Origin of the sequence: Pseudomonas sp. NFXW11 (assembly GCF_049887815.1) — a bacterium.
GTDB lineage: Bacteria > Pseudomonadota > Gammaproteobacteria > Pseudomonadales > Pseudomonadaceae > Aquipseudomonas.
Genome location: NZ_JAGEKI010000036.1, coordinates 1 through 12,151, shown reverse-complemented (window position 1 = coordinate 12,151; position 12,151 = coordinate 1). Strand labels below are relative to the sequence as shown.

Here is a 12,151-nt window from a genome sequence, read left to right as displayed (position 1 = left end):
GCTACGCAGCCCAGCGGGAGCAAGCTCCCTCGCCACAAGTACAGTGCTTGCCCTTAACTGACTGGCATTACCTCGGGGGGGGCTTTTTCTAGCGCTCAGCCAGCCTTCACGACTGTGGCTGGGAGGCCGCCAATAGCTGGGCAATCCGCTCGCGCAAGGCACCATGCTCCTGCTCGACGTACGGTGGCGCGTTTTTCCAGTCGTAGAACCACACCGGCATGCGGCGCTTGTCCTCCGGTTCCGTGGCATAGCGCGGGAAGATATGGCAATGCAGTTCCGGCTCCGAATTGCCGAGGATTTCATAGTTGATGCGCAAGGCCCCGGTGGCCTCCAGCAACGCATCGCCGATGCGCGCCATATCCAGCAAGTAAAGGGCCCGGGCCTCGGCATCCAGATGATTGAGGCTGGGCACCACCGGGTCCGGCAGCAACAGGCAGTAGCCCGGTAGAAACTGCACATCGCCGATCACCGCCCACCCTGAGGGCATCCGGCAAATCACTTTGTCATTGGCGCCCTGGCGGGCCAGTTCGACACGTTGCGAAATCAGCGACATTACAACTCCTTCAAGACTGCATCCGTCCAGCTACTAGCTACTAGCTACTAGCTACTAGCTACTAGCTACTAGCTTCTAGCTTCTAGCTTCTAGCTTGTAGCTTGTGGCTTATGGCTTGTCTCAGGCCAGGGCTTGATGTCTTTCAGGTTCGGCGGCTCGTGCAATTCCATCTCCCAATCCTCGAACTTCGGCAGCACGACATAGCCCGAGTCGCAGTAGCTGCGGATATATTGCGCCGCCCGGTACTCGGCGTACTTGGCATTGAGCGGCACCCCCTGCTCGTCGAACTCCAGCACATTGGCGAAGATCGCGTAGACCATCTCCAACATGCTCGGCTCATCGCCCAGACCGCTCCGGTAATCGATGCCTTCCAGCAACGGATACCCCAGGGTGCCGTTGGCGACCCAGAAACTGAAGGTTCTCAGGGCCCCGGAAAACTCCGGGCTCAACTGCTTCGGGTGCGGCATGGGCGGCCTTGCTCCTTGATGTAAAAACCGCGCCGATTCTCGGGGGCCGCTGCCGGCAAGGCAAGCGGCGATTCAGCCAGTGCCGTCAGAAGTCCACCGTGGCCGACAGTTGCAGGGTGCGCGGGTAGCCTGGCGAAAAGGCACCATAGGAGGCCACGCCCGACCAGTATTCGCGATCGAAGACGTTCTGCACCGTGGCCCGGAAAGTGGTAGGACGGCCCTCGATGCGGGTCGCATAGCGCGCGCCCATATCGATGCGGGTCCAGGATGGCAGCTCCTGGGTGTTGGCCTGGTTGACGTACTGGCTGCCGGTGTAGATGGCGCCACCGGTCAGGGTGAAGCCTTGCAGCCAGGGGGTATCCCACTCACCCCAAAGGTTGCCCTGCACCCCGGGCACCCCCACCGGCTTGTTGCCGCGGTTGGCCGCGGTGGCCGAGTCGGTGAGCTCGCCATCGAGCAGGGTCACCCCACCCATCAGTCGGGTGCCTGGTGCCACTTCGCCGAACAGGCTCAGTTCCACGCCGCGGTTGCGCTGTTCGGCCTGCACCGAAAACACATTGTTGGCGCCGAGCTCGCCACTGGGCTTTTCGATCTGGAACAGCGCCAGGCTGCTGATAAAGCCGCCGTGCTCGTACTTCACCCCCAGCTCATGCTGCTTGGACTTGTACGGGGCGAAGGTGGTACCGCCATTGCTGGCGTTGGCCGGGGCGATATCGCCCTTGCTCAGGCCTTCGACGTAGTTGTAGTACAGCGAGACATCGTCCCAGGGCTTGACCACCAACCCCACCAGCGGCGAGGTGGCGCTGTCGTCGTAGCCCGGGCCCCTGGCGCCGCTGGCCAGGTAGTTGCGGGTCTCGATGTTCTGCCGACGCAGGCCCAGGCTCAGCTGGATGCGGTCATCGAGTACCGACAGGGTGTCGGTCAGGGCAACGCCGGACAGCTCGGTTGCGGAAATCCGCAGCACCTTGGGCGCGTTGATGTACTGCTTGGGCCTGTCCACTGGGTGGTAGATGTTGGACAGCAGCGGCGTGCCGTTGTTGATGCCCCGGGACAGCTCGTCCTGGTAATGGCTGGCCATCAAGGTGGTGGTGTGATTGACCGGGCCGGTGGCGAACAGCCCGCGGATACCCACATCGGCGGTGGAACGATCGACATTGAACTTGTAGTAACCGGGAATGTTGCTGGTATCGCCGGCCTCGTTGAGGATCCGCGGCACCTGGTCGGACATGCGCTTGACGTCCGAACGACCGCCGCCGGCATGGGCAAACACCGTCAGCGCATCGCTCAGGTCGTATTCGCCCCCCAGCAGCGCCGACTGTTCCTTGGTGTCCGACCAGCCCCAGTCCTGCGGCAGGTTGGTGCGGCCATTGGCAGCCGAGGGAATGTCGATGCCGGGCGCCGCGGTGAAGGGCCGTGAGGCGGCCTCGAAGCTTTCCTTCTGGCTGATGAAATCCAGGTTCAGGCGCAGCCGTTCACCCTGGTAGTCAAGGGCGATGGCGCCGATATCGACTTCGCGTTGCTGGTGTTCCACGGCGGTATCGCCCCCCTGCAGGCTGCCGTTGAAACGCACGCCGAACTGGTTTTCCGCACCGAAGCGGCGGCTGATATCCAGATGGCCACCCAGCTGGGAATCCGAAGCGTAGCTGGCGGTGAAGCGGGTGAGGTCTTCGGCCAGGGGGCGTTTGGGCACGATATTGATCACCCCGCCAACACCGCTGTTGGGGGACATGCCATAAGCCAGGGCGCCTGGCCCCTTGAGCACTTCAACGCGCTCGGCGTACTCGGTGAAGGCCCGATAGTTGGGCGCCACGCCATACACGCCATCGAACGCCAGTTCACCGAGGTTGCCCTCGCCCACCGCAAAGCCACGGATAAAGAACGAGTCGACAATGCCCCCGGTCTGCCCGGTGGAACGCACCGACGGATCGCGCTCCAGGGCATCGGCGACGGTCACGGTCTGCAGGTCGGCGAGGGTCTTGGCGGTGTAGCTGGTGACGTTGAACGGGGTGTCCATCACATCCTTGTTGCCCAGCATGCCCAAGCGCGCACCCCGGGCCACCTGGCCGCCGGCCAGGGTCTCGGGCAGCGGGTTGAGGCCGCTGTAGCGGGCGTTGATATCCAGGGTTTCCAAGGTCAGGCCGGAGCTGCCGTCGGCATCCGGCTTGGCGTCGGTGGCCACCTGCGCTTGCGGGGCGGCGGCCCAGGCACTGGCCCCGGCGGCCATCAGCACGACATTCAACAGGGCGCTGCGCACAGCCAGGGTTAACACGCGCTCGGCGCTGGGACGACGGACAACAGGCATGACGGGGGGCTCCTTTGCGGCAAGGGAAAATGCTTCTCACTGCCATTGCCAGCCAGGTGCCAAAAAAGTATCAGGGCTGCCGGAGATTTTTTTGCCCGCGCCTGGATCCGCGCAAAAAAACCGCGTGGCGGTTTTCCACGCCAAACAAAGCACGTAGTCTGCTGCCCCGCACTTGCCCCACTCCTGTTCCCAGCACCGAGGCCGACTCATGCCCCACACAGGCTCCATCCAGGGTTCGCGGGTCAGCCTGCTGATCGGCCTGTTGTTCGCCATCCAGCTGGTGTCCATGGGCGCAATGGAAATGAGCGGGCCATTCTGGCCGCTGCACCTGCGCGGGCTTGCCGACTCGCCGACGCTGTTGGCCTTCGCCAGCATCACGGTGTATGTCGGGCCGATGCTCGGCATCATCCTCACCAGCACCTTCTGGGGGCGCATCGGCGACCGCTACGGGCACAAGTGGATGATGCTCCGGGCCCTCGCCGGCCTGTCCCTGACCCAGCTGGGGCTGGCCCTGTGCAACGACCTGTGGCTGATCCTGATCCTGCGTTTTGTGCAAGGCGCCTGCGCCGGCTACATCGCTCCGGCCCAGGCTTACGGGGTGAGCATCGTCGCGCCGCAACGGCGTGCGCGGCTGTTCGCCCTGCTGCAGATTTCCACCAATGTCGGCTCCCTGCTGGGCGCGTTGCTGGGCGGCCTGATCCTCGATCACGGCAGTTTCTTCTGGATCAACCTGGGTGCCGCACTGCTCTGTGCCCTGTGCACCCTGGTGGCGGCACGCACCCTGCCGGATGTGCCGCCGGTGCCGAAAGCCCCGCCGACACCGGCCTCGGCCGTGCCGCTGGGCAGCCTCTGGCGCAGCTCGCCGCTGCTGCCCCTGCTGCTGGTGATGGGCCTGTTGCTGCTGGCGCGGATGCTGCCGCAAACCGCCTTCGCGCTGTACGTGAGCTCGCTGTTCGCGGTCAGCCATTCCCTGGTGGGCCTGTGCTATGGCCTGCTGGCCCTGGGCTTTATCCTCGCGGCCAGTGCCTGGGCGCGCTATTTCGAAAACCTGCCCCTGGGCGCCACCCTGCAGCGCCTGGGCCTGGTGGTGATCGCCTGCATGGCCCTGACCGCGGTGGCCGGCCTGACCCGCAACGCCCTGGTGTTCGCCCTGGCCTATTTCATCTGGGGGCTGTTGCTGGGTGCCACCACCCCGGTGCTGATGGCACTGATCTCGAAAAGCGCCGCCCCTTCACGCCAGGGCCAAGTGCTGGGGCTGGCCCAGGGCACCACGCAAATCGCCTCGATCGCCGGCATCTGCCTCGGTGGCCTGCTCAACCAGGTCTACGGCTTGCAGTACAGCTACCTGTTCGTCTGCCTGGGCTACCTGATGGCCCTGCTGGCGATTGTCGCCCTGGGTTATCGACTGCGCGCCGGGGCCATCGCACAGCCGCTATCGAAGGACTGAACCCCTGCGGATCGCGCCCGCAGGCTGTTGCAGAATCGCGCTTGCGCCTCGGGTTCCTTGTCCTTTAGCATTGGGAATACTTCTCAATTGCAAAACGCCAAGCTGCCATGAGCGATAGCCTTCCCGCGAATGATTCCACCCATCTGCACGCGATTGAAGCCTTGTACAACGGCCATCACGGCTGGCTGTACGGCATGTTGAAGCGCAAATTGGGCAACGCCATGGATGCGGCGGATCTGGCCCAGGACACCTTCACCCGAATCCTCGCCTCCCAGGTCACCAGTATCGAGCAGCCCCGGGCCTACCTCAGCTGTGTGGCCAAGGGCATCCTGGTCAACTGGTACCAGCGCAAGGCACTGGAGCGCGCCTACCTCGACGCTCTGATGCTGCTGCCGGCCCAGGAAGCACCAGCCCCCGAGCAGCGGCTGATGGTGCTGGAAACCCTGCACGACATCGATGCGATGCTCGATACCCTGCCGCCACTGGTCAAGCGCGCCTTCCTCCTGTCGCAAATCGGCGGCCACAAGTACGAGGACATCGCCGGGCAGTTGCAGGTCTCGCTGATCACCGTCAAGCGCTACATGAAACAGGCCTTCGTCCAGTGCCTGCTGCTGGTGGAATGAATGTTCAAGCGTAGCGCCGAGCCGCAACTGGCTCCCGAGGTGCTCGAAGAGGCCGCCGAATGGCTGCTGCGCCTGAGCGAGGGCGAGCTCAGCGAGGCCGAACGTGCCCAATGGCAAAGCTGGCAGCTGAGCAGCCCGGAGCGCCAGCGCGCCTGGTCCCGGGCGCAGTTGCTGCAAGCCAAGCTGGGGGGCTTGCCCAGCTCGCTGGCGCTGTCGGCGCTGGATCGACCGAGCAGCCCGCAGCGACGCGCGGCCCTGGGCAAGCTGGCCCTGTTGCTGGCCATGGCGCCGGCCGGCTGGGGCAGCTGGAAACTGGCGCAGAGCCAGCAATGGAGCGCCGACTACCGCACCGCCGTGGGCCAACGCCGCGAGCTGACCCTGGCCGACGGCTCGCAACTGACCCTCAATACCGACAGCGCCATCGATGTGCTGTTCGATGCCAATCAACGCCTGATCAAGCTGCGCGCCGGGGAAATCCTGGTGCAGACCGCGGCCGATACCTCGCCCCAGGCCCGACCCTTCCTGGTGAGCACGCCCCAGGGCCTGATGCAGGCGCTGGGCACCCGTTTCAGCGTGCGCGAAATGTCGCCGCGCACCCAGCTGGTGGTGCTGCAAGGCGCGGTCAAGGTGCTGCTGGCGGACAACCGGCAAGCCGCGCCCCTGATCGTCAACGCCGGCCAGCGCACGGATTTTTCCTCCCGCGAGTTTGCCCCGCCAAGCCCCGCGGAGCGCTACGCCAGCGCCTGGACCCAGGGCATGCTGATGGCCGACAAGATGCGCCTGGCGGACTTCGTCACCGAGCTGGCGCGCTATCGCCGAGGCTTCGTGCGCTGCGATCCGACGATTGCCGATCTGCGCATTTCCGGCGCCTACCCCATCAGCGACACCCAGCGCAGCCTGAACATGCTGGTGCAAACCTACCCGGTGCAGGTCTCCGGCCACCTCAACGGGCTCTGGCTGACCCTGTCCCGCGCCTGAGGGCCCGGCAAAAAAATCCCCAGCGCGCTGATACTTTTTTCATTCTCGGCTGGCATACAGGGCAACCGCCTCTTTCTTATCGCCACAGGATCATCCGCCATGCTCGTTGCACGCTTCCTGCGTCCGGATCGGCCGCTCACGCCGGTCATTCGCAGTGCGCTGCTGGGCCTGGTGCTGGGCTGTGGCGTCGGTCTGCCGTTGCTGGCCGCCGAACCGCAGGCGCTGGATAGCCGCAGCCTGCGCAGCTACAACATCGCCCCCGGGCCACTGGGCCCGACCCTGTCGAGCCTGGCCGTGGACGCCGGCATGGCCCTGTCGTTCCAGCCCGAGCTGACCGAAGGCCTGAGCAGCCCGAGCCTCAACGGCCGCTACACCCCCCAAGAGGCGGCCAGCCGCTTGCTCGACGGCAGCGGCCTGGGCCTGCTGCTGCGCAGCGACGGCAGCTACACCCTGGTGCAACGTCGCATCACCCTGGAAGACACCCAGGTGGATGGCCTTGATTTGCGCGGCGCAGAGCTACCGCCGCTGTACCCCGGCGGCCAGGTGGCCCAGGGTGCACGCCTGGGCTTGCTGGGCAATACCGCGGTGATGGACGCGCCCTTCAGCGTCAGCAGCTATTCCTCGACCATGATCCAGGACCAACAGGCGCGCACCGTGGGCGACCTGCTGGAACGCGACCCTTCGGTGCGCTCCACCGGCCAGGCCGGGGGCATCGTCGATTCGTTCTTTATCCGCGGCTTCCCGGTGGGTGAAGGCAACCTCGGCGAGCTGGCCTTCGACGGCGTGTACGGCGTGGCGCCCAACTATCGAGTGTTCACCGAGTTCGCCGAGCGCATCGAGGTGATCAAGGGCCCCGCAGCCTTGCTGTACGGGCTGTCACCCAACAGCGCCGTGGGCGGGGTGATCAACCTGGTGCCCAAGCGCGCCCTGGACGAAGACCTGACCCGCCTGAGCAGCAGCTACGCGCTGAACTCGCAGTTCGGCAGCCACCTCGACCTCAGCCGGCGCCTGGGCCCGGAACGGCGCTTGGGCGTGCGCATCAACGCCAGCACCCAGCAAGGCGAAACCCGGATCGACGAGCAGGCGCGCGGCATCGATATCGGCGCCATCGCCCTGGACTACCAGGGTGACGACTGGCGAGCGACCCTCGACCTGATCAGCCAGGACGAGCAGATCGACGCCGCCTCGCGGCCCTTTCTGATCGACCCCGGGGTAAGCATGCCCGCCGCCGCCAATGGCCGTACCAGCGTCAGCCAGGACTGGGGCCGCTCTGCCACCCGCGACCGCTCGGCGCTACTGGGGGGCGAATACCGGTTCAGCCCGAACCTGAGCCTGTTCGCCCACGCCGGTGGCGGCCGCTCCGAGGTGGCACGGATGTCCGACCAGACCCCGCGCATCATCAACGCGGCCGGCGACACCTCGTCGATCCCCGGCTACTACCGCTTCGAAGTCCAGCGCTACAGCCTGGATGCCGGCATGCGCCTGCGTTTCGACACCGGCCCGGTCAGCCATGGCCTGACCCTGCAAGCCAGTGGTTATCGCGACGAGCTGTCCCGGGGGATCATTTCCGGCCCGGCCATCAGTTCGAATATCTATCACCCGCAGGCACAGCCCAAACCCTCGATTGCCAAGCCGGACACCCCCAAGGTCTCGGCCACCGAGCTCTCGGGCCTGGCGCTGGCCGACACCCTGTCGCTGCTCGATCAGCGCCTGCAGTTCAGCCTCGGCCTGCGCAAGCAGAACATCGGTTCGAAGAATTTCAGCAGCGCCGGGGCAGTCACCAGCCAGTACGATAAGAGCCGCACCACCCCGCTGTTCGGCGTGATCGCCAAGCCCTGGGAACAGGTAGCGCTCTACTACAACTACATCGAAGGCCTGAGCAAGGGCGAAGTGGCGCCGTCTGCCGCGAGCAATGCCGGGCAGATTTTCTCGCCCTATGTGTCGCGCCAGCATGAAGTGGGGGTCAAGCTCGACTACGGCAGCTTCATGTCGACCCTGGCCCTGTTCCAGATCGACAAGCCCAGCGGCGAACTGGCCTTTGGGCGCTACTCGGTGCAGGGCGAGCAACGCAACCGCGGCCTGGAGCTGAACCTGGCCGGCCAGGTCACGGGCGCCACGCGCCTGCTGGGCGGCGTGACCCTGCTCGACGGCGAATTGCACCGCAGCGCCAGCGCCGCCAACCGTGGCAATCGGCCGGTGGGCGTGCCCCAGGTGCAGGCCAACCTCTGGGCCGAATGGGACACCCCGTGGCTCGACGGCCTGAGCCTGACCGGCGGGGCGATCCACACCGGCCGCCAGTACGTCGACCAGGCCAACACCCAGCAGTTGCCGGCCTGGACCCGCTTCGACCTGGGTGCGCGCTACAGCACCCGCATCGCCCAGCATCCAACCACCGTGCGCGCCACGGTGCAAAACCTGTTCGACCGCGAGTACTGGTCGGGCGTGGCCTCCTACGGGGCCTTTTCCCAAGGTTCGGCACGCACCCTGCTGCTGTCGGCCAGCGTCGATTTCTAACCACCTCCGGAGTGGCAAGGCGCCTGGCGCCATACCGCGACCGGGCCTGTGCAAGGGTACTGAACATGGCTCATCGTTTTCGCCGCAGCCGCTCACCGGCCGCGTTGCTGTTCGCCGTACTGCTAAGCGCTGTTGCGCTGTCACTGATGCCGCGCAGCCTGCTGGCCGAGCCGGCGCAAACGGCACCCGGCAGCGTCACCGACTTACTGGGACGCCAGGTGCAAGTGCGCCTGCCGGTGCAGCGGGTGATCCTCGGCGAGGGTCGCCAGCTGTACCTGCTGGCCGCGCTGGACACCGAGAACCCCATCCGGCGCATCGTCGGCTGGCGCAAGGACCTGATCCAGTCCGACCCCGACACCTACGGCGCCTACCTGCGGCGCTTTCCCGAGATCGCCAAGATCCCGACCTTCGGCGGATTTGAAGACGGCACCTTCGATATCGAGCAGGCCATCGCGCAGAAACCCGACGTGATCATCCTCAATATCGAGGCCCAGCACGCCACCGAGGATGCGCGCTATATCGAGAAGCTCGACGCCCTGGGCATCCCGGTGGTGTACGTGGACTTTCGCAACAACCCGATGCGCAACACCGAACCGAGCATGCGCCTGTTCGGCCAGCTGTTTGGCCAGCCACAGCGGGCCGAGGCCTTTATCGACTTTCGCCAGCAGCAGATCCGCCGGGTGACTGAGGTCATCGCCGCACACAAGCCGCCGCGACCCAAGGTGTTTATCGAGCGCATCGGCGGCTACACCGATGATTGCTGCCTGAGTTTCGGTAACGAGAATTTCGGCCTGTTCGTCGACCTGGCCGGTGGCGACAACATTGCCAGGGGCATCATCCCCAGCACCTTCGGCCAACTGAATGCGGAACAGGTGATAGTCGCCAACCCGGCCCAGGTGGTGGTCACCACAGCCAACTGGCAAGCCTTCGCCCCCGGCGGCCATTGGGTGGGGGTCGGCCCCGGGGCCGACCTGGCCGAGGCCCGGCGCAAGCTCGCCTGGTACCCCGGGCGCCCGGCCTACGCCGGCATCCAGGCCCAGCAGCACCAGGCCTTCCATGCCATATGGCATCAGTTCTACAACAGCCCCTACCAGTTCGTGGCGATCCAGCAATTGGCCAAATGGTTTCACCCGAAACTGTTCGAAGAACTCGACCCCGAGGCCACGTTCCGCGAGCTGCACCAACGCTTCCTGCCCGTGCCCTATGAGCCGGGTTACTTCGTCAGCCTGCAGCAGCCCGAGGTGTCGCCATGAGTTCGTTGCAACCAGCGGTGGCGCAGCAGGGCCAGGCCTACCGCCGCCTGGTGCAGCGCAAACGCCTGATACTCGGCGCGCTGACCCTGTTGCTGCTGGGCAGTGTGCTGCTGGACCTGGCCCTGGGGCCGGCGCGCTACAGCCTCGGCGAAGTGCTGGGAGCATTGCTGGCGCCGGACTCAGCACCGGCCCAGGTGCGGGTGGTGATGTGGCAGATCCGCCTGCCGGTGGCACTGATGGCGGTGGCCGTGGGCGCGGCGCTGTCCCTGGCCGGCGCGCAGATGCAGACCATCCTCAACAACCCCTTGGCCAGCCCCTTCACCCTGGGCATTTCCGCCGCCGCCGGGTTTGGCGCGGCCATGGGCCTGGCATTCGGCGTGGCGCTGTTTCCCCTGGCCGCGCAGTACATGGTGCCGGTGAACGCCTTCATCATGGCCATGCTCTCGGCGCTGCTGATCCACTTCCTCAGCCTGCGTCGCGGGGTCAGCGCCGAAACCATCGTGCTGCTGGGTATCGCCCTGGTGTTCACCTTCAATGCGCTGCTGGCCCTGGTGCAGTTCTTCGCCACCGAACAGGCGGTGGCCGCGGTGGTGTTCTGGACCATGGGCAGCCTGACCAAGGCCACCTGGCCCAAGCTCGGGGTGATCTGCCTGGTGATCCTGGTCACCCTGCCGATCTTCGCCAAGCGCGCCTGGGCCCTGACCGCCCTGCGCCTGGGCGACGACAAGGCGGCGAGCTTCGGCATCAATGTGCGCCGCCTGCGCTTGCAGACCCTGGTGATGGTCAGCCTGCTGGCCGCGTTCCCGGTGGCCTTTGTCGGCACCATCGGCTTTATCGGCCTGGTGGGTCCGCATATCGCGCGGATGCTGATAGGTGAAGACCAACGCTTCTTCCTTCCGGCCTCACTGCTCACCGGCGCGCTGATCCTCTCGGCCAGCTCGGTGGTGAGCAAGACCCTGATTCCCGGGGCGATCTTCCCCATCGGCGTGGTCACCTCGTTGATTGGTGTGCCCTTCTTTATTTCTCTGATTCTTGGCGGGAAGAAAAACTCATGGTGAAGCTGCGCTTGCACAACCTGGGCGCCGGTTATGGCCAGCGGCCAATCATCGCTGACGTCAGCACCGGGACCTTTGTCGGCGGCCAGGTGGTGGCGGTGGTGGGGCCCAATGCGGCGGGCAAATCGACCCTGTTCAAACGCATGGCCGGGCTGCTCGGCGGCCCTGGGCAGGTGATCCTCGAAGACTCGCAAAAGGGCCCGCAAGGCATCAGCTACATGCCCCAGGGCCTGAATGCCAGTGCACGCCTGACTGTCTATGAATCGATACTGCTGGCGCGCAAGCAACTGACGCCGGGCTGGGCGGTGGATGACCAGGAGCTGCAGCGGGTGGACGCCATGCTCGCGGCCCTGGGCATCGGCGAGCTGGCCCTGCGCAACCTCGGCGAGCTCAGTGGCGGCCAGCAGCAGCTGGTGTCGATTGCCCAGACCCTGGTGCGCGAGCCGGAAATCCTCCTGATGGACGAACCCACCAGCGCCCTGGACCTGCATCGCCAGGTGCAAGTGCTGGAGTTCATGCGCCGCCTGGCACGCCAGCGCCAAGTGATTGTGTTTATCGCCATCCATGACCTGAACCAGGCCCTGCGCTACGCCGACCAGGTGCTGGTGATCGCCCAGGGCACCTGCCTGGGCAGCGGGCCAAGCGCCGAGGTGATCAACGAGGCGATGCTGCACCAGGTCTATCAGGTCCAGGCGCGGATCGAGCATTGCAGTCGCGGGCAGGCGCATATCCTGATTGACGCTATCGTCTGAACCGGCGTCGATGGTTTCCACACCTGCGCCAAGGCGGCACAATGCGCGCCTTAGCCAATGCATCGCCCTGCAAGGAGCGCTCGATGAACCTACTCGAAAAACTGCTCAAGGCCTTCAAGCGCCCCACGACAGAACAGCCTGCAAGCACCCAGCCCCAGGCGGCAGCCGAAGCTGGCAGTGAGGCCAATGCCCCCCACCCGCCCACCC

At 65.6% G+C, this 12,151-nt stretch carries 10 protein-coding genes; 7 read left to right on the top strand and 3 right to left on the bottom strand.

Going from position 1 to position 12,151, the window contains the following annotated elements; genetic code table 11:
* Window positions 1–106: 106 nt before the first annotated feature.
* The 3 genes from J4P02_RS30280 to J4P02_RS30270 form a co-directional block, all read right to left on the bottom strand.
* A complete protein-coding gene (locus J4P02_RS30280) occupies window positions 107–553 on the bottom strand; it encodes an HIT family protein (protein ID WP_426197382.1) in 447 nt (148 codons plus the stop codon).
* A gap of 89 nt (window positions 554–642) precedes the next feature.
* Window positions 643–1,020 (bottom strand): DUF7677 family protein, encoded by a 378-nt coding sequence (locus J4P02_RS30275; protein WP_426197380.1) that lies wholly within the window; start codon window positions 1,018–1,020, stop codon window positions 643–645.
* Between the two features lie 85 nt (window positions 1,021–1,105).
* Entirely contained in the window at window positions 1,106–3,322 is a 2,217-nt protein-coding gene (locus tag J4P02_RS30270; RefSeq protein ID WP_426197378.1) for a TonB-dependent receptor, read from the bottom strand.
* Between the two features lie 208 nt (window positions 3,323–3,530).
* Here J4P02_RS30270 and J4P02_RS30265 point away from each other — a divergent pair, with 208 nt between their 5' ends.
* The 7 genes from J4P02_RS30265 to J4P02_RS30235 all read left to right on the top strand — a co-directional run bounded on the left by J4P02_RS30265 (window position 3,531) and on the right by J4P02_RS30235 (window position 11,944).
* Entirely contained in the window at window positions 3,531–4,769 is a 1,239-nt protein-coding gene (locus J4P02_RS30265) for an MFS transporter (RefSeq protein ID WP_426197376.1), read from the top strand.
* Window positions 4,770–4,876: 107 nt separating this feature from the next.
* The gene (locus tag J4P02_RS30260; protein ID WP_426197374.1) at window positions 4,877–5,392 is read left to right on the top strand and encodes a sigma-70 family RNA polymerase sigma factor; all 516 of its coding nucleotides are present in this window, start codon (window positions 4,877–4,879) and stop codon (window positions 5,390–5,392) included.
* Window positions 5,393–6,370, top strand: coding sequence for a FecR domain-containing protein (locus tag J4P02_RS30255; protein WP_426197372.1), 978 nt, complete (start codon window positions 5,393–5,395; stop codon window positions 6,368–6,370).
* A gap of 99 nt (window positions 6,371–6,469) precedes the next feature.
* Window positions 6,470–8,884, top strand: coding sequence for a TonB-dependent receptor (locus tag J4P02_RS30250; RefSeq protein ID WP_426197370.1), 2,415 nt, complete (start codon window positions 6,470–6,472; stop codon window positions 8,882–8,884).
* A 65-nt stretch (window positions 8,885–8,949) separates the two neighbouring features.
* Window positions 8,950–10,137, top strand: coding sequence for an ABC transporter substrate-binding protein (locus J4P02_RS30245; protein WP_426197368.1), 1,188 nt, complete (start codon window positions 8,950–8,952; stop codon window positions 10,135–10,137).
* Window positions 10,134–11,195 (top strand): FecCD family ABC transporter permease, encoded by a 1,062-nt coding sequence (locus J4P02_RS30240; protein WP_426197366.1) that lies wholly within the window; start codon window positions 10,134–10,136, stop codon window positions 11,193–11,195. The genes J4P02_RS30245 and J4P02_RS30240 overlap by 4 nt, the downstream gene beginning before the upstream one ends.
* The gene (locus J4P02_RS30235; RefSeq protein ID WP_426197364.1) at window positions 11,189–11,944 is read left to right on the top strand and encodes an ABC transporter ATP-binding protein; all 756 of its coding nucleotides are present in this window, start codon (window positions 11,189–11,191) and stop codon (window positions 11,942–11,944) included. Before J4P02_RS30240 ends, J4P02_RS30235 begins: the two co-directional genes overlap by 7 nt.
* Window positions 11,945–12,151: the final 207 nt, after the last annotated feature.